The 17,141-nt window shown below is 73.8% G+C and carries 16 protein-coding genes, 1 tRNA gene and 1 pseudogene; 12 read left to right on the forward strand and 6 right to left on the reverse strand.

Translation table 11 applies throughout. The features are described from left to right. Positions 1 to 34: 34 nt before the first annotated feature. Complete coding sequence (locus tag ACSNOD_RS16550; RefSeq protein ID WP_436767704.1) at positions 35 to 874, reverse strand: LysR family substrate-binding domain-containing protein; 840 nt, start codon at positions 872 to 874, stop codon at positions 35 to 37. A gap of 141 nt (positions 875 to 1,015) precedes the next feature. On the opposite strand from ACSNOD_RS16550, the gene ACSNOD_RS16555 reads away from it, so the two are divergent. Continuing rightward, on the forward strand, positions 1,016 to 1,417 hold the full coding sequence (locus tag ACSNOD_RS16555) for a DUF5997 family protein (protein ID WP_436767705.1): 402 nt from the start codon (positions 1,016 to 1,018) through the stop codon (positions 1,415 to 1,417). 84 nt (positions 1,418 to 1,501) lie between these two features. Here the strand turns inward: ACSNOD_RS16555 and ACSNOD_RS16560 are convergent, their stop codons facing one another. Then, on the reverse strand, positions 1,502 to 2,662 hold the full coding sequence (locus ACSNOD_RS16560) for a GDSL-type esterase/lipase family protein (RefSeq protein WP_436767706.1): 1,161 nt from the start codon (positions 2,660 to 2,662) through the stop codon (positions 1,502 to 1,504). Positions 2,663 to 2,812: 150 nt separating this feature from the next. After that, a complete protein-coding gene (locus tag ACSNOD_RS16565; RefSeq protein WP_436767707.1) occupies positions 2,813 to 3,679 on the reverse strand; it encodes an AraC family transcriptional regulator in 867 nt (288 codons plus the stop codon). 57 nt (positions 3,680 to 3,736) lie between these two features. On the opposite strand from ACSNOD_RS16565, the gene ACSNOD_RS16570 reads away from it, so the two are divergent. Further along, positions 3,737 to 4,294: a GNAT family N-acetyltransferase gene (locus tag ACSNOD_RS16570; RefSeq protein ID WP_436767708.1), complete on the forward strand. Its 558-nt coding sequence runs from the start codon at positions 3,737 to 3,739 to the stop codon at positions 4,292 to 4,294. A gap of 39 nt (positions 4,295 to 4,333) precedes the next feature. On the opposite strand, the gene ACSNOD_RS16575 is transcribed toward ACSNOD_RS16570, so the two are convergent. Then, positions 4,334 to 4,666, reverse strand: a complete 333-nt coding sequence (locus ACSNOD_RS16575) for a hypothetical protein (protein WP_436767709.1) — start codon at positions 4,664 to 4,666, stop codon at positions 4,334 to 4,336. 257 nt (positions 4,667 to 4,923) lie between these two features. On the opposite strand from ACSNOD_RS16575, the pseudogene ACSNOD_RS16580 reads away from it, so the two are divergent. After that, a pseudogene (locus ACSNOD_RS16580) lies at positions 4,924 to 5,598 on the forward strand (alpha/beta fold hydrolase); the annotation flags it as partial. Here the strand turns inward: ACSNOD_RS16580 and ACSNOD_RS16585 are convergent. Continuing rightward, positions 5,570 to 6,742 carry an FAD-dependent oxidoreductase gene (locus ACSNOD_RS16585; RefSeq protein WP_436767710.1) on the reverse strand — a complete coding sequence of 391 codons (1,173 nt, stop codon included), beginning with the start codon at positions 6,740 to 6,742 and terminating at the stop codon, positions 5,570 to 5,572. The pseudogene ACSNOD_RS16580 and the gene ACSNOD_RS16585 overlap by 29 nt on opposite strands. Positions 6,743 to 6,956: 214 nt before the next feature. On the opposite strand from ACSNOD_RS16585, the gene ACSNOD_RS16590 reads away from it, so the two are divergent. The 7 genes from ACSNOD_RS16590 to ACSNOD_RS16620 all read left to right on the forward strand — a co-directional run bounded on the left by ACSNOD_RS16590 (position 6,957) and on the right by ACSNOD_RS16620 (position 14,146). Further along, complete coding sequence (locus ACSNOD_RS16590; RefSeq protein ID WP_436767711.1) at positions 6,957 to 7,562, forward strand: TetR/AcrR family transcriptional regulator; 606 nt, start codon at positions 6,957 to 6,959, stop codon at positions 7,560 to 7,562. Between the two features lie 150 nt (positions 7,563 to 7,712). Continuing rightward, positions 7,713 to 8,741, forward strand: a complete 1,029-nt coding sequence (gene argC / locus ACSNOD_RS16595) for an N-acetyl-gamma-glutamyl-phosphate reductase (protein ID WP_436767712.1) — start codon at positions 7,713 to 7,715, stop codon at positions 8,739 to 8,741. Positions 8,742 to 8,832: 91 nt separating this feature from the next. Continuing rightward, positions 8,833 to 10,005: a bifunctional glutamate N-acetyltransferase/amino-acid acetyltransferase ArgJ gene (argJ, locus tag ACSNOD_RS16600; RefSeq protein WP_436767713.1), complete on the forward strand. Its 1,173-nt coding sequence runs from the start codon at positions 8,833 to 8,835 to the stop codon at positions 10,003 to 10,005. Further along, a complete protein-coding gene (gene argB, locus ACSNOD_RS16605) occupies positions 10,002 to 10,955 on the forward strand; it encodes an acetylglutamate kinase (protein ID WP_436767714.1) in 954 nt (317 codons plus the stop codon). Before argJ ends, argB begins: the two co-directional genes overlap by 4 nt. Then, positions 10,952 to 12,175, forward strand: coding sequence for an acetylornithine transaminase (locus ACSNOD_RS16610; RefSeq protein WP_436767715.1), 1,224 nt, complete (start codon positions 10,952 to 10,954; stop codon positions 12,173 to 12,175). The genes argB and ACSNOD_RS16610 overlap by 4 nt, the downstream gene beginning before the upstream one ends. Positions 12,176 to 12,180: 5 nt before the next feature. Beyond that, positions 12,181 to 12,717 (forward strand): arginine repressor, encoded by a 537-nt coding sequence (locus ACSNOD_RS16615; RefSeq protein WP_436767716.1) that lies wholly within the window; start codon positions 12,181 to 12,183, stop codon positions 12,715 to 12,717. 64 nt (positions 12,718 to 12,781) lie between these two features. Further along, on the forward strand, positions 12,782 to 14,146 hold the full coding sequence (locus ACSNOD_RS16620) for a UDP-glucose dehydrogenase family protein (RefSeq protein WP_436767717.1): 1,365 nt from the start codon (positions 12,782 to 12,784) through the stop codon (positions 14,144 to 14,146). 40 nt (positions 14,147 to 14,186) lie between these two features. Here the strand turns inward: ACSNOD_RS16620 and ACSNOD_RS16625 are convergent. Continuing rightward, a tRNA-Pro gene (locus ACSNOD_RS16625) sits at positions 14,187 to 14,260 on the reverse strand. 189 nt (positions 14,261 to 14,449) lie between these two features. On the opposite strand from ACSNOD_RS16625, the gene ACSNOD_RS16630 reads away from it, so the two are divergent. Together ACSNOD_RS16630 and argH are read left to right on the forward strand one after the other, a co-directional pair. Next, positions 14,450 to 15,646 (forward strand): argininosuccinate synthase, encoded by a 1,197-nt coding sequence (locus tag ACSNOD_RS16630; RefSeq protein WP_436767718.1) that lies wholly within the window; start codon positions 14,450 to 14,452, stop codon positions 15,644 to 15,646. Then, positions 15,643 to 17,061: an argininosuccinate lyase gene (gene argH, locus ACSNOD_RS16635; RefSeq protein WP_436767719.1), complete on the forward strand. Its 1,419-nt coding sequence runs from the start codon at positions 15,643 to 15,645 to the stop codon at positions 17,059 to 17,061. Before ACSNOD_RS16630 ends, argH begins: the two co-directional genes overlap by 4 nt. The last annotated feature ends 80 nt before the right edge of the window (positions 17,062 to 17,141 follow it).

The following is a 17,141-nucleotide window of genomic DNA, read 5'->3' on the forward strand; positions in this document are numbered from 1 at the left end:
GGCGGGGGTCGCCTCGCCGTCCCCGGTGGGGGGCCTACGACCGGCGGCGGGGCTTGCCGCGCTGGGCGGCCTTCGCGGCCTTGCCGCCGCCGGAGCCGCCCGCACCGCCGCGGGGGCTCTTGCCGCCCGCCCGGCCGGCCGTCCTGCCGCCCGCCGCCGGCTTCTGCCGTGCGCCGCCCGTCTCGGGCCGCTTGCCCTTGCGCTTGTCGCTCTCCGACCGCTTGTCCTTCGCCTTGTCCTTCGCCGCCGCGGAGGGGGCCGAGGCGCGGCCCCGGGTGCTGTTGACGGTGCGCCCCCGGACGATCCCGATGAAGTCGTCCACGAGGTCCGTGGTCTCGTCCTCCCGCCAGGACAGCGCGACCCGCGACTGCGGGGTGCCGGTGATCGTCCGGTACGTGAGGTCCTTGCGGTGGTGAAGACGGGCGAGCGACTGCGGGACCACGAGCAGGCCCACCCCCGCCGCCACCAGTTCGACGGCGTCGGCCGTCGTGGCGGGGCGCTCGTACGCGGGCCGCCCCGGCGGCCGCTCCCAGTCGAGCGTGTCGTCGAGGGGGTGCAGCACGATCTCGTCGGCCAGGTCCTCCGGCGACACCTCCTCGACCGCCGCCACGAGGTGGTCCTTCGGGACCACGACCACCGTCGTCTCGGTGTAGAGGGGGATCGCGCTGAGGTCCGTCCGGTCGACCGGCAGCCGCAGGAAACCCGCGTCCGCGCCGCGCCCGCGCAGCACGTCGGCCGCCTCGGCGGCGGACACCGGGACGAGGGTCAGCGGGACATCCGGCACGCGCTGGGCCCAGATCCGCACCCACTTGCTGGGCGTCACTCCCGGGACGTACGCGAGCCGGAACTGGGGGGATGCATCCGAGCCGGTCACCGCGCCAGGCTACCTGCCGCGGTCGGGGGCGGCCCACACGCTGCCCCGGCCCCGGTGGGAGGGGGTGTACGCCGCCGTCGCCGGAAGGGGCGCGCGCCGCCGTGGTCGGAGGGGGCGCACACGCTCGATACCCTTGACAGCATGAAGTCGCACCAGACCGCCCAGACGATGAAGCCCGCCACCGCGGCGAAGAAGCTGGGTGTGTACCTCGAGGCCACCCCCGCCGAGTTCCGGGAGGGTGTCGTCTCGCGGGCCGAGCTGAACGCCCTGCAGACCGACCCGCCCGAGTGGCTGCGGGAGCTGCGGCGCAACGGCCCGCACCCCCGGCCGGTGGTCGCGGCGAAGCTCGGCGTCTCCATCTCGGGTCTCGCGCGCGGCGGGATCACCGAGGCCCTCACCACGGAGCAGATCGAGGCGCTGAAGGCGGAGAGCCCCGAGTGGCTGCGCAAGGAGCGCGCCACTCAGGCCGAGGTCCGCAAGGAAGCGGTGCGCATCAAGGAGAAGCAGGAGAAGCAGGAGAAGGACGCGCAGCGGGACGCGTAGCCGCCCGTGGCGCAGGGGCTCGTGGCCGGCGTCCGGCGGCCGGCGGCGCCTGGACCGGGCCGGCAGCGGGCCGGGCCCCGTCCCTCACCCGCTCTTCGCCGCGAACGGGCCGCCCTCCCCGAACACCAGCTCCGCGAAGCGCTCACCGATCCGCCGGTGACCCGCCGTGTCCGGGTGCAGCCCGTCCGGCAGCGGCAGCTCGGAGTGGTCCGCCTCGCCGTAGAGCGAGCGACCGTCGAGATAGTGCAGATGCGGGTCGTCGGCCGCCCGCCGCTCGGTGATCCGCGCCAGCTCGTCCCGTACGAGGGTGAGCGTCAGCCGCGTGCGGTCCGCCGGGTCGCCCAGGGCCCGCAGCCGCAGCTCCCCGTCCTCCAGGTCCGCGGAGAGCGGGCCCGGCGTGTCCTCCTGGAGGGGGCAGAGGACGGGGGAGACGACCAGCAGCGGCGTGGTCGGGTGCCCCTCGCGAATGGTGTCGAGGAAGCCGTGCACCGCCGGGGCGAAGGCCCGTAGGCGCATCAGGTCGATGTTGACCAGATTGATGCCGATCTTGACGCTGATCAGGTCGGCGGGGGTGTCGCGCAGGGTGCGCGCGGTGAACGGGTCGAGCAGGGCGTTGCCGCCGAGCCCCAGGTTGATCAGCTCCACGCCGCCCAGGGCGGCGGCCAGCGCGGGCCAGATCGCGGTCGGGCTGCCGGCGCTGGAGCCGTGGCTGATCGAACTGCCGTGGTGCAGCCACACCCGGCGGCCGTCCTCCGGCACCTCCTCGACCGGGGCGTCGGTGCGCAGGGCGATCAGCTCGGTGATCTCGTCGTGCGGCAGCCATATCTCGACGGTCTTGTCCTCGGCGGGCAGCCCGGTGAACCGGAGCGTGCCGGGCGGGCCGGGGGTGACGACGGTGGTCCCGGCGGCGATGTCCACGGTGTGGACGTTGCCGGCGGACACGCTCGCCCGGTCGTACGGGCGGCCGTCGACGAGCAGCTCGTACACGCCGTCCGGCTGGGGCGGGGCGCCCGCGTAGACCGTCTTCGTGGGGAGTACGTCCAGCTCGACGGCGGTGGCCCGGGTGCGGAGGGCCAGCCGTACGCCCGACGGCTGGGCGGAGACCAGGGCCAGCTGCGGGTCGGGGCACTGCTCGCGGGCCCAGGCGGGCAGCCGGTGCGGAAGCACGCCGTGCTCGGTGCGCTCCACGTCGAGCGCTCCGCGCAGGAGACGGAGCTCGACGGGGGTGGTCGTCCAGTCGGTCACGTTGGCCTTTCTCCGGGGCGGTGCGAAGGAGCGCGACCGGTGCCACGGGCGCCGGCCGCACCTCCACGGTCCCCCGACGGTATCGGCGGGTGCCACCGCGCCCGCCGACTGCCCCTGCCGGCCTTCGGCGCGGCGGTGCGAGTCGCTCGTTCAGCCCTGCTCCCGCTCCACCGGGAGCCACAGCTCGGCCTCCGCCTCCGACCCGTCGGGTGACAGACGGGTGCGCAGGATCTCCGGGCCGGGGCGGCCGCGGTACGGGTTGGACGGGAACCACTCCGTGAACACGTCCCGCCACAGGTGCTGGATGGCCTGTGGCGCGGGCCCCGAGGTGGTGAAGACCGCCCAGGTGCCGGCCGGGACGGGCAGGGCGGCCATGCCCTCCGGGGCCGGCGCGGACGTGATCACCCCGTGGTAGTAGTCGAGTTCGGTGCCTTCGGCGCGGCTCGGGTCGAGGTCGTCGCAGACCGCGACGGTGCCGCGCGGCTCCTGGTCCGACAGCTTCTCCAGGCGCTCCCGCGTCCCCGGGTCGATCCCGCGGACGAAGTCGATGATCGCCTGGTTCGGCCCCGTGTGCACCAGGGGGACCCGGGCCTTGAGGCCGACGACGGTGAAGCCGGGCCTGTCCACGACGCGATAGCGCATGCTGCCGCTGCCCTCGACGGTGAGGCGGAAGGCCAGCCGGGGCTGGGAGACGAGCGCGGCGCCGGTGCGGCGGGCCTCGCCCGGTCCGACGCCGTGCAGGGCGCGGAAGGCCCGCGCGAACGCCTCGCCCGATCCGTAGCCGTACCGCACCGCGATCTCCAGGAGCGTGCGCCGCCCCGCGAGCACCTCGGCGCCGGCCACGGTGAGCCGCCGGCGCCGGATGTACTGGGACAGGGGCATGCCCGCGAGCGTGGAGAACATCCGGCGCAGGTGGTACTCCGAGGTGACGGCGGTCCGCGCCAGCCGCGCCACGTCGATGGGCCCGTCGAGGTGTCGCTCGATCTGCTCCATGACCTGATTGAGCCGCTCCAGCACGTCCCGGTCTCCTTGTCTCTCGCACGCGTGCGCGAGCGGGCTGCGTACGATTCCCCGATGGCGACCATCAGTTACCTCCGGCAGGGGCCGCGCGTGGCCTTGCGCCGCGTCCGCCGACAGGACCACGCCGAGCTCACGGCGCTGGCCCAGGAGAGCGCCGAAATGCATCGCCGCTGGCTGGGCGCCCGCGAGAACACGGTGGAAGCGTTCGAGAGCCACCTTGAGCGGTGCGCGCGGCCCACCCATGAGGGCTTGGTGATCTGCCTGCGCGACACCGGCGCGATCGTGGGCAGCGTCAACATCAACAATATCGTCAGGGGCGCCCTCCAGAGCGGAACCCTGGGCTACGCCTCCTACGCCTCCACGGCCGGCCACGGCTATATGACCGAAGGGCTGCGGCTCGTGATCGAGCTGGCCTTCGACCAGCTCGAACTTCACCGGCTGGAGGCGAACATCCAGCCCGACAACCTCCCTTCACTGAACCTCGTCAAGCGCCTGGGCTTCCGGCGCGAGGGCTACTCGACCGCGTTCCAGCACATCAACGGCGCGTGGAGGGACCACGAGCGCTGGGCCATCACGGCCGAGATGACCCGGCCGGCGGGAGTCGCCGACTGAGGCGCCCCGACCGGGCGCCGGGTCGGTGCCGGTGCCGGCTCAGATCGGGAGGCTCTCGTCCTCGGCAGGCTCGTCCTGGGCCATCAGGCCGGCGACCCACAACGGCATCAGCCAGTGCGCCACGAGGACGGTGATGACCACGGGGGCGGCGTAGGCGCGAGGCGCGTCGCCGTCGGCAGCGCCCACGATCAGCAGAGTGGCCGCGGTGCCGGCCAGGAGCAGGGTCATCGTCCGGTGGGCCCGGGCCAGGACGCGCCTGCGCTCGCCCTGCTGGCGCTCGTCCAGGGCGCGTTCGCGCAGTTCCAGCAGGCCTCGGGTGGCTCCGTTGATGGCCCCGGTGGCGATCACCCAGGGCAGCAGTAGCACCACCATCACGACGGCGGCCCGGACCGGCGCGCCGTCGGCCAGGTAGAGGTGGGCCAGCAGAGCATCGATGGCGGCGGTCAGCGCGATGTGCGCGATGACGACCAGCCGGCGACGCGCAGCCGTGGCGTGCAGCGGCCGGGTCCGGGGGCCGGTGGGCCGCCGGGCCGGGGCCTACGCCCGCGTGTCCTCGGCCGCGTCGTGGCACGCGTCGATCAGGGCCCGCAGCGCGGCCCGGGGCGGCTCGGCGCGTACCGCGAGGCGCGCAGCTGCCGGATGTCACCCGGGGCCACCGGGTGGTCACCGTCGACTGGCGGGGCTGCGGCCGGTCGGACCACCCCGCCCGGGGCAACACCACCGCCGGGGTGGTCGACGACCTCGTGGCGCTGATCGGCGCGCTGCGGCTCGACCGGCCCGTGGTCGTCGGGTCCTCGATCGGCGGGACCTTCGCCACGGAACTGGGGCTGCGGCGCCCCGAGCTGATCGCGGGCGTGGTTCCGGTGGGCGCGCCGGGGTACTGGCCGGCGACGCGGCCCGGGGCTCAGGCGCGGCTCGTGGCCGATCTGCGCCGCGACCGGGCCGGTACGGTCGCCGGCTGGGTGCCGGGCTGGTACGCGCCGGGCACCGCGCCCGCGCTCGTCGACTGGACGGTCCGCCAGATCCTGGACTCCGGCGTCCACATCGACGCGCACCAGATCGCCGCCGACGGCTACGACCCGCGCCCGGCACTGCCCGCGCTGCGGGTGCCGGCCCACTACATCCACGGCGAGCTGGACGTCGCGATCCCCCTGGAGGTGGCCCGGACCTGTGCCGCGCTGACGCCGGGTGCCACGGTCGGCGTGATCGCCGGCGCCGGCCACATGCCGCACCAGGAGCGCCCCGCCGAGTTCAACGCCGCGCTGCGCGCCGCGCTCACCCGGCTGACGCCGGCGGGCCGCTGACCCCGGCGGACGGCCAGAGAGTGTCGGGAAAGACGGCGTCGTCGGCGTCGGTGTCGGGCATGAGGGTGGTGAGCATCCGCTGGGCGGTCCTCGCGTTGTCGGCGGCGCGGGGAAGCATGACGTTCTCGTAGGCGTCGAGGGCCGCGTCGATGGTGGAGTGGTCGATGACGGCTCGGGCGAGCTCCGCGCCGTCGAGCAGGGCGAGGTTGGCCCCGACGCCGACGGGCGGCATCAGGTGGGCGGCGTCCCCCAGCAGGGTGATGCCGGGCACCCGTCGCCAGGAGTGGGGCACGGGAAGGACGAACATCGGCCGGTTGACGAAACCGCCGTCGTTCTCGCGCAGGATGGCCAGCAGGCTCTCGTGCCAGCCCCCGTACTGGTCGAGCAGACGGGCGCGTACGGCTTCGGTGTCCGCGAGATCGAGGCCGGCGTGCCAGTCCTGGGGGCCGCGGAAGGTGATGTAGGCGCGGACGTGCCCGTCGCTGTTGCGCTGGAGCACCAGGCTGCGGCGGCCCGCCTTGGCCGCCATGGTGCCGCGGCCGACCAGGCGGGCGATGCCGGGGTGGCGGCGATCGACGTCGTCGAAGCGGGCTTCCACCATCGTGACGCCGGCGTAGCGGGGCCGGGCGTCGGAGAGCGCGGGGCGCACCCGGGACCAGGCGCCGTCGGCGCCGATGACCAGGTCGAAGTCCTCGCTGGTGCGGTCGTCGTCGTGGTGGTGCGGGCGGGCGGCGCCGCCGGGCAGCGGGGTGACGGCCCGTACGGGGTGCCCCCAGCGCACCGTGCCGGGGGCGAGGGACTCCAGCAGGAGAGCGCGCAGCTGACCGCGGTCGATCTCGGGCCTGCTCAGATCGCCCTCCGCGGCCCGGTCGTGGCGTATCAGGGCCGCGTGGCGGTCGTACAGGCGCCACTCCTGGCCCTCGGGCCGGGACAGGGCCAGGAACCGGTCGAACAGGCCGGCTGCGCGCAGGGCCGCCTGGCCGGTCTCCTCGTCGATGTCGAGAGTGCCGCCCTGCGCGCGGGAGCGGGGGTCAGCCTCCCGCTCGAAGACCGTGACCGGCACGCCGTGCCGCTGCAGGACACGCGCGCAGACGAGGCCGCCGAGGCCGGCGCCGACGATCGCGATGCGAGGAGTGGGGGACATGAGGTCACGCTCCGTTCGACGGTGAAGAACAGTGAAATGCGCCCAAAAAGGGGTGAACTGGCGGTGCAGAAGGGACCGCTCCGGGCTCCGGCGGGCGGGGCCCGGGCCGGCGTGCCTCCTCACAGAAGCACAGCAGGTACAAAAGTACAACTGCTCCGAGTTTTTACTCGCTCGCCTTTGTGATCGAGTTTTCTCAAGCCGGTAGGGTGAGCCCATGACCGAGACGACGACAGGGCGCCGCGAGCGCAAGAAGGCCCGGACCAGGCAGGCCCTGGCGGATGCCGCGCTGCGGCTGTTCACCGAGCGCGGCTTCGACAACGTCGGCGTACGCGAGGTGGCGGAGGCGGCCGACGTCTCGCTGAGCACGCTCTTCAAGCACTTCCCCAGCAAGGAAGCCCTCGTCTTCGACCTGGACGCCGACCTCGAGAGCGCCCTGGTCGCCGCCGTTCGCGACCGCGCCCCCGGCCGGTCCGCACTGCGCGCCCTGCGCGACCACATGCTGCGCACCCGTACCGCCGTGCGGGTCGACGACCCGACGTTCGCCCTCGTCGAGTCGACCCCCGCACTGCGGGACTACGCCCGGCGCATGTGGTCGCGCCATGAGAAGGCGCTGGCCGCCGCCCTCGCCGAGGCCGCCGGGCTCGCCCCGGAGGACCCCGCCGTCACCGCCCTGGCGCGCTTCGCCCTGGAGGTCCCCGGCATCGCCCGCGCGAGCGACGACCCGGCCCGCGCCCTGCGCGAGGTGTTCGACCTGCTGGAACGCGGCTGGGCCGGCACCCCGCTCGCGCGCGAGGAGGATCGCCCCGGCCGGGACGGGTGACTGGACCGCGACCGGATTCCGCGACGCCCGCCTCGGCGACGTACCCGCCCGGCCGCCGACGGTCGGGGGCCCGCTCCGTCCGTGATCCGGATCGCATTGAATAAAACTTCGCTCCTCCGTATAGTCATGCCATCGGCGAGGAGGATGCAGATGACCGTACGGGCGGCAGTGGCCGGGGCGAGCGGGTACGCGGGCGGGGAGCTGCTGCGGCTGCTGCTGGCGCACCCCGGCGTGGAGATCGGCGCGGTGACCGGCAACAGCAACGCCGGGCAGCCGCTGGGCGCGCTGCAGCCGCACCTGGCGCCGCTGGCCGACCGCGTGCTGGAGCCGACCACCCCCGAGGTGCTCGCCGGGCACGACGTGGTCTTCCTCGCGCTGCCCCACGGGCAGTCCGCCGCGCTGGCCGAGCGGCTCGGCGACGCGGCGCTGATCGTCGACATGGGCGCCGACTTCCGGCTGAAGGACGCCGCCGACTGGGAGCGGTTCTACGGCTCCGCGCACGCCGGGACCTGGCCCTACGGCCTGCCCGAGCTGCCGGGGGCGCGGGACGCCCTGCGCGGTGCCCGCCGGATCGCCGTGCCCGGCTGCTACCCGACCGCCGTGTCGCTCGCGCTCTTCCCCGCCTACGCCGCCGCCCTGGCCGAGCCCGAGGCGGTGATCGTCGCCGCGTCCGGCACCTCGGGCGCCGGCAAGGCGCCCAAGCCGCATCTGCTCGGCAGCGAGGTGATGGGCTCGATGAGCCCGTACGGCGTCGGCGGCGGCCACCGCCACACCCCCGAGATGAGCCAGAACCTCGCGGCCGTGGCCGGCCGGCCCGTCCGGGTCTCCTTCACCCCCACCCTCGCCCCGATGCCGCGCGGCATCCTGGCCACCTGCTCCGCGAAGGCCGCGCCCGGCACCACCGCCGCGGGCCTGCGCGAGGCGTACGGGAAGGCGTACGCGGGCGAACCGTTCATCCGGCTGCTGCCCGAGGGCCAGTGGCCGTCCACCGGCGCCGTGTACGGATCGAACAGCGCGCTCGTCCAGGTCGCCTACGACGAGGCCGCCGACCGCGTCCTGGCGATCGGCGCCATCGACAACCTCACCAAGGGCACCGCCGGCGGCGCGGTGCAGAGCATGAACATCGCCCTCGGGCTCCCCGAGGAGACGGGCCTGCCGGCCACCGGCGTCGCTCCCTGAGCCGCGCCCTCCGAGGACCCGGGCAGCGCCCACACCCACAGACCCCGCTCACCTCACGCACCGCAGAGCAGCAGCGAACAAAGGAGACGCAGTGAGCGTCACGGCAGCAAAGGGATTCACGGCGGCGGGCATCGCCGCCGGGATCAAGGCCCCCCTCGACGCGAAGACGGGCGGCGGCAAGCTCGACCTCGCGCTCGTCGTCAACAACGGGCCGCGCCGCGCCGCCGCCGGTGTGTTCACCGCCAACCGCGTCAAGGCCGCCCCCGTCCTCTGGTCGGAGCAGGTGCTCAAGGGCGGCCGGGTGGCCGCCGTCGTCCTCAACTCCGGCGGCGCCAACGCGTGCACCGGCCCGCTCGGCTTCCAGGACACCCACGCCACCGCCGAGAAGGCGGCCGACGTGCTGGGGGAGAGCGCCGCGGAGGTCGCCGTCGCCTCCACCGGCCTGATCGGCGTCCGGCTGCCCATGGACAACCTCCTCACCGGAGTCGAGCGGGCGGCCGGCGAACTCTCCGCGCACGGCGGCGAGAAGGCCGCCATCGCCATCAAGACCACCGACTCCGTGCACAAGACCGCCGTCGTCGAGCGCGCGGGCTGGACGGTCGGCGGCATGGCCAAGGGCGCCGGCATGCTCGCCCCCGGCCTCGCCACGATGCTCGCCGTGATCACCACCGACGCCGACCTCGACGCCCCCGAACTGGACAAGGCGCTGCGCTCCGCCACCCGGACGACCTTCGACCGCGTCGACTCCGACGGCTGCATGTCCACCAACGACACCGTGCTGCTGCTCGCCTCCGGCGCCTCCGGCGTCACCCCGGGGTACGAGGAGTTCGCCGAGGCCGTCCGGGAGGTCTGCGGCGACCTCGCCCGCCAGCTCGTCGGGGACGCCGAGGGCGCCTCCAAGGACATCCGGATCGAGGTGATCAACGCGGCCACCGAGGGCGACGCCGTGACGGTGGGCCGCTCCATCGCCCGCAACAACCTGCTCAAGTGCGCCATCCACGGCGAGGACCCCAACTGGGGCCGGGTGCTGTCCGCGATCGGCACCACCGACGCCGCCTTCGACCCCGACCGGCTGAACGTCGCCATCAACGACGTCTGGGTCTGCCGGAACGGCTCCATCGGCGACGACCGGGACCTGGTCGACATGCGCTACCGCGAGGTCCGCATCACCGCCGACCTCGCCGCGGGCGACGCCTCCGCCGTCGTCTGGACCAACGACCTGACCGCCGACTACGTCCACGAGAACAGCGCGTACAGCTCATGAGCACCCGCAAACACACGGCCCTGCCCAAGGCCCGCACCCTCGTCGAGGCACTGCCCTGGCTGACCCGCCACCACGGCAAGACGGTGGTCATCAAGTTCGGCGGCAACGCCATGGTCGACGAGGAGCTCAAGGCCGCCTTCGCCCAGGACGTCGTCTTCCTGCGGCACGCCGGCCTCAAGCCGGTCGTGGTGCACGGCGGCGGCCCGCAGATCAGCGCCCAGCTCGACCGGCTCGGCCTGGTCTCGGAGTTCAAGGCCGGCCTGCGGGTCACCACCCCCGAGGCGATGGACGTCGTACGGATGGTGCTGGCCGGCCAGGTGCAGCGCGAGCTCGTCGGGCTGCTCAACCAGCACGGCCCGCTGGCCGTCGGCCTCACCGGCGAGGACGCCCGTACCCTGACCGCCACCCGGCACTACGCCGTGGTCGACGGCGAGCCGGTGGACATCGGCCGGGTCGGCGAGATCACCGAGGTGAACACCGGCGCCATCACCGCCCTGCTGGACGACGGGCGGATTCCGGTGGTCTCCTCCATCGCCCGCAGCGGCGACGACGACCACGTCTACAACGTCAACGCCGACACCGCGGCGGCCGCCCTCGCCGCGGCCCTGAACGCCGAGACGCTGATGGTGCTCACCGACGTCGAGGGCCTCTACGCCGACTGGCCGAACAGCGACGACGTGATCAGCCAGCTCACCGCGAGCGAGCTGGAGAAGCTGCTGCCCGAGCTGGCGAGCGGCATGGTCCCCAAGATGGAGGGCTGCCTCCACGCCGTCCGCAACGGGGTGCACACCGCCCGCGTGATCGACGGGCGGGTGCAGCACGCGATCCTGCTGGAGATCTTCACCGACGAGGGCATCGGCACGATGGTCGTGCCCGACGCGCCGGCCCGGCCCGCCGCGCCGCCGCCCCCGTACGACGCGCCGGCCGGGAACGAGGGGGAGACCGCATGACCACCGCAGCGAGCACCAACCAGGAGCTCACCCGGCGCTGGCAGGGCGCGCTGATGGACACCTACGGCACCCCCCGGCTCCCCTTGGTCCGCGGTGCCGGCGCCACCGTCTGGGACGCCGACGGCGCCGCCTACACCGACTTCGTCGCCGGGATCGCCGTCAATTCCCTCGGTCATGCCCACCCCGCCGTCGTCCAAGCCGTGACCGAGCAGCTCACCACCCTCGGCCACGTCTCCAACCTGTTCGTCAGCGAACCGCCCGTCGCCCTCGCCGAGCGGCTGCTGCGCCTCCTCGGCCGACCGGGCCGGGTCTACTTCTCCAACTCCGGCGCCGAGGCCGTCGAGGCCGTCGTCAAGATCGGCCGCAGGACCGGCCGCACCCACATGGTCGCCACCGAGGGCGGCTTCCACGGCCGCACCATGGGCGCCCTCGCGCTCACCGGCCAGCCCGCCAAGCGGGAGCCCTTCCTGCCGCTGCCCGGCGACGTCACCCACGTGCCCTACGGGGACGCCGACGCGCTCCGGGCGGCGGTCACCGAGGACACCGCGCTGGTGCTGATCGAGCCGATCCAGGGCGAGGGCGGGGTGGTCGTCCCGCCCAAGGGGTACCTCGCCGCCGCCCGCGAGATCACCCGCGCCACCGGCACCCTGCTGGCGCTGGACGAAATCCAGACAGGCATCGGCCGCACCGGGCACTGGTTCGAGCACCTGGCCCAGGGCGTCGAGCCCGACGTGGTCGCCCTGGCCAAGGGGCTCGGCGGCGGGCTGCCGATCGGCGCGACCGTGGCGCTCGGGCCCGCCGCCGAGCTGCTGACGCCAGGTCAGCACGGCTCGACCTTCGGCGGAAACCCGGTCTCCTGCGCCGCCGCCCTCGCCGTGCTCGACACCATCGAGCGCACGGCCCTCCTCGACCAGGTCAGGCGCACCGGCGAGCGGCTGCGGTCCGGAATCGAGTCTCTCGCACACCCGCTCGTCGACCATGTCCGCGGTGCCGGCCTCCTGCTGGGTATCGTGCTCAGCGAACCCGCCGCGCCCGATGTGCAGCGGGCCGCTCAGGAAGCCGGTTTCCTGGTGAACGCGTGCGCGCCCGACGTGGTGCGGCTGGCCCCGCCCCTGATCGTCGGCGACGGCGAGGTGGACGCGTTCCTCCGGACGCTGCCGGCGGTCCTCGACGCGGCCCGGCCGCCCGTCGAGCACGGAGACCGACGATCCGGAGACTGACGACGATGACCGAGGCGCAGGACACCGAGCCCGGTGGGCAGGCCGTACCGCAGACCCGCACCGCCCGCCACCGCCGGATTGTCGACATCCTGAACCGGCAGTCGGTGCGCTCCCAGAGCCAGCTCGCCCGGCTCCTCGCCGACGACGGGCTCTCCGTCACCCAGGCGACGCTCTCCCGCGACCTCGACGAGCTCGGCGCCGTGAAGATCCGCAACACCGGTGGCGAGCTGATCTACGCGGTGCCGGCCGAGGGCGGCGACCGCACGCCGCGCGCCCCGCTCGGCGAGTCCGCCACCGAGGCGCGCATGGCGCGGCTCGCCGGGGAGCTGCTGATCTCGGCGGAGGCCTCGGCCAACCTGGTCGTGCTGCGCACTCCGCCGGGCGCGGCCCAGTTCTTCGCCTCGGCCATCGACCAGGCCGGCGTCCACGAGATCATTGGAACCATCGCGGGGGACGACACGCTGCTGCTGATCAGCCGCGCGCCCGACGGCGGCCAGGCCCTGGCCGACCACCTCCTGCGGCTGGCGCAGAAGGAGCGCTGACGAGGCCCGGGCCGCCACCGGTCCCGCATTCCCCGGGCCGCCACCGGCCCCGCACGCTGGGCGAATGCGGATCGCTGTCGTCGGGCAGGGCTACGTCGGGGTCACCGGCGCGGTCGCGCTGGCCCAGCAGGGGCACCGGGTCATCGGCATCGAACAGGACGCCGCACGGCTGCGTTCCCTCACCGCCGGCCGGGCGCCGGTGTTCGAGCCCGGCCTCCAGGAGGAGCTCTCCCGCGCCCTGGGGACCGGGAACCTGCGCTTCGCCCCCGATGTGGTGGCCGCCCACGCCGAGGCACCCTTCGACCTCGTGATGATCACCGTGGGCACGCCGGCGGGACCGGCCGGGGAGGCCGACCTCCGCCAGGTGGCGGCGGTCCTCCGGGACGTCGTCACGCTGCGCCCCGACCCCTGCGTGGTGCTCAAGTCCACCGTGCCGCCCGGCACCAGCGACGGCCTGCTGGACGCCCATCCGGAGCTGCGCGACCGCTACGCCTACAACCCCGAGTTCCTGAACCAGGGCAGCGCCCTGGAGGACTGGACGGCCCCCTCCCGGGTCGTGGTGGGCGTCCGCTCCCGGCGGCCCTTGCCGCTGCTGCGGCGGCTGTACGAGGGGGTGACCTGCCCCTGGGTGGTGACCACGCCCGGCAGCGCGGAGATGACCAAGTACGCGAGCAACGCCTTCCTCGCCATGAAGATCAGCTTCGCCAATGAGATCGCCCGGCTGTGCTCGGGCCCCGAACTCGACATCGACCATGTGATGCGGGGCGTCGGCTGCGACCCCCGGATCGGGCACGCCTTCCTCCAGCCCGGCCTCGGCTTCGGCGACTCCTGCCTGCCCAAGGACACCGCGGCCCTGGCCCGCTGGGCGGCCGACCGGGCCCTGCCGACACCGCTGCTGGACGCGGCCATCGCGGTCAACGCCGCCCAGCCCCGGCTGGTCCCCGAGCTGCTGCACCAGGAGCTGGGGTCCGCCCTGCGGGACGCCGTGATCGCCGTGCTCGGGGTGCGCTACGAGCCCTGGAGCGACGATCTGCGCGCCGCGCCGAGCCGGGCCGTCGTCCCCCGGCTGCTGGCCGAGGCGGGGCTGGTGCGGGTCTGGGACCCGGCCACCCCGCCCGAGCTGATCACGCGGCTGTTCCCCGGCGCCGTACCCGTCCCCGATCTGCCCGGCGCGGTCCGCGGCGCGCACGCGGCCGTGATCCTCACCGAGTGGCCGGAGACGGTGGAGGCCGACTGGCCGGTGCTGGCGACCGAGCTGGCCGCGCCCCGGGTCGTGGTGGACGGCAAGAACTGTCTGACCCCGGCCCGGCTGGCCGGGCTGCCGGTGGTCTACCGCTGCATCGGCGGCCGGCCGCTCGCCCCGCCCACGGGGCCGAAGGGGCCGGGCGAGCCGGGGGAGCCCACCGCACAACCGGAAGAGGCCCGCTGATCAGGATTCTCACCCTGATCAGCGGGCCTCTCCGCTGCCGTCGGGACGACAGGATTTGAACCTGCGACCCCTTGACCCCCAGTCAAGTGCGCTACCAAGCTGCGCCACGTCCCGGCACACGCCACCCCGTGCGGAAATCCCCGGCGGGGCGTGCGACAGAAAAATTACCGCAGATCTTCGCCAGAGCCGAATCCGGGGTCCCTCTTCGTGGAATCGGGCCGGAATCCGGCCCCGTCATTGACGAAACATACGGAGGAGTGCATAGTTATACCCATCAGCGTATGCACCTGTAAGGAGAAACCCGTGACCGAGCGCGTCGTACTCGCCTACTCGGGCGGCCTGGACACCTCCGTCTGCATCGGCTGGATCGCCGAGGAGACGGGCGCCGAGGTCATCGCCGTCGCCGTGGACGTCGGCCAGGGCGGTGAGGACCTCGACGTCATCCGCAAGCGCGCGCTGGCCTGCGGCGCCGTCGAGGCCGAGGTCGCGGACGCCAAGGACGAGTTCGCCGACGAGTACTGCCTGCCGGCGATCAAGGCCAACGCGCTCTACATGGACCGCTATCCGCTGGTCTCCGCGCTCTCCCGGCCGACGATCGTCAAGCACCTCGTCGCCGCCGCGAAGAAGCACGGCGCGACCACCGTCGCCCACGGCTGCACCGGCAAGGGCAACGACCAGGTGCGGTTCGAGGCCGGGATCTCCTCCCTCGCCCCCGATCTGAAGTGCATCGCCCCGGTCCGGGACTACGCCATGACCCGGGACAGGGCGATCGCCTTCTGCGAGGAGAAGAACCTCCCCATCGCCACCACCAAGAAGTCGCCGTACTCCATCGACCAGAACGTCTTCGGGCGGGCCGTCGAGACCGGCTTCCTGGAGGACATCTGGAACGCGCCGATCGAGGACGTGTACGACTACACCTCCGACCCGGCCGTCCCCCGGGAGGCCGACGAGGTGATCATCACCTTCGAGCGGGGCGTCCCGGTGGCCATCGACGGCAAGCCGGTCACCGTGCTCCAGGCCGTCCAGCAGCTCAACGAGCGGGCCGGGGCCCAGGGCGTCGGCCGGATCGACATGGTCGAGGACCGGCTCGTCGGCATCAAGTCCCGGGAGATCTACGAGGCCCCCGGCGCCATCGCGCTGATCACCGCCCACCAGGAGCTGGAGAACGTCACCGTCGAGCGCGAGCTGGCCCGCTACAAGCGGCAGGTCGAGCAGCGGTGGAGCGAGCTGGTCTACGACGGCCTGTGGTTCTCCCCGCTCAAGCGGGCCCTCGACGGCTTCATCGAGGAGGCCAACCAGCACGTCTCCGGCGACATCCGGATGACCCTGCACGGCGGCCGCGCCGTCGTCACCGGCCGGCGCTCGCAGTCCTCGCTGTACGACTTCAACCTCGCCACGTACGACACCGGCGACACCTTCGACCAGTCCCTGTCGAAGGGCTTCATCGAGATCTTCGGCCTGTCCAGCAAGATCGCGGCGAAGCGGGACCTGGCGCCGTGACCGACATCCGGCTGTGGGGCGGCCGCTTCGCCGACGGCCCCTCCGAGGCACTGGCCAGACTGAGCGCGTCCGTCCACTTCGACTGGCGGCTGGCCCCGTACGACATCGCCGGCTCCCGCGCGCACGCCCGGGTGCTGCACACGGCGGGGCTGCTCACCGCGGACGAGCTGGAGCGCATGCTCGACGGGCTCGACCGGCTGGAGCGGGACGTCGCCGACGGCTCCTTCACCGGCACGGTCGCCGACGAGGACGTGCACACCGCCCTGGAGCGCGGGCTGCTGGAGCGGCTCGGCCCCGAGCTGGGCGGCAAGCTGCGGGCCGGCCGGTCCCGCAACGACCAGGTGGCCACGCTCTTCCGGATGTATCTGCGGGACCACGCCCGGATCATCGGCGGGCTGCTGGCCGAGCTGCAGGAGGCGCTGGTCGGCCTCGCCGAGGCGCACCCGGACGCGCCCATGCCCGGCCGCACCCACCTCCAGCACGCCCAGCCGGTGCTCTTCGCCCACCATGTGCTGGCCCACGCCCAGGCGCTGGGCCGGGACGCGGAGCGGCTGCGGCAGTGGGACGAGCGCACGGCGGTCTCGCCGTACGGCTCGGGGGCGCTCGCCGGCTCCTCGCTCGGGCTGGACCCGGAGGCGGTGGCGGCCGAGCTCGGTTTCGAGCGCGGTTCGGTGGGCAACTCCATCGACGGCACGGCCTCGCGTGACTTCGTGGCCGAGTTCGCCTTCATCACCGCGATGATCGGCATCGATCTCTCCCGGATCGCGGAGGAGGTCATCCTCTGGAACACGAAGGAGTTCTCCTTCGTGACCCTGCACGACGCGTTCTCCACCGGCTCGTCGATCATGCCGCAGAAGAAGAACCCGGACATCGCCGAGCTGGCGCGCGGCAAGTCGGGGCGGCTGATCGGCAACCTCACCGGGCTGCTGGCCACCCTCAAGGCCCTGCCGCTCGCCTACAACCGCGACCTCCAGGAGGACAAGGAGCCGGTCTTCGACTCCTGCGACCAGCTGGAGGTCCTGCTGCCGGCCTTCACCGGCATGATGGCCACCCTCACGGTGCACACCGAGCGCATGGCGGAGCTGGCCCCGGCCGGCTTCTCGCTCGCCACGGACATCGCGGAGTGGCTGGTCAAGCAGGGGGTGCCGTTCCGGGTGGCGCACGAGGTGGCGGGGGAGTGCGTCACGGTCTGCGAGTCCCGGGGGATCGAGCTGGACCAGCTCACGGACGAGGACTTCGCCGCGATCTCACCGCATCTGGGACCCGGGGTGCGCGCGGTCCTCGACGTCCCCGGCGCGCTCGCGGCGCGGGACGGGCGGGGCGGTACGGCGCCCTCGGCGGTCGCGGCCCAGCTCGCCGAGGTGAAGGCGGATCTGGCCCTCCAGCAGCGGTGGGCGGCCCGCAAGGACGACTGAGGGCCGCGAGGGACGGCTGAGGCCCGACCGTACGAGCCGTGGGGGGGGGGGGGGGGGGGGGGGGGGGGGGGGGGGGGGGG

Origin of the sequence: Streptomyces sp. URMC 123 (assembly GCF_051386515.1) — a bacterium.
Lineage (GTDB): Bacteria > Actinomycetota > Actinomycetes > Streptomycetales > Streptomycetaceae > Streptomyces.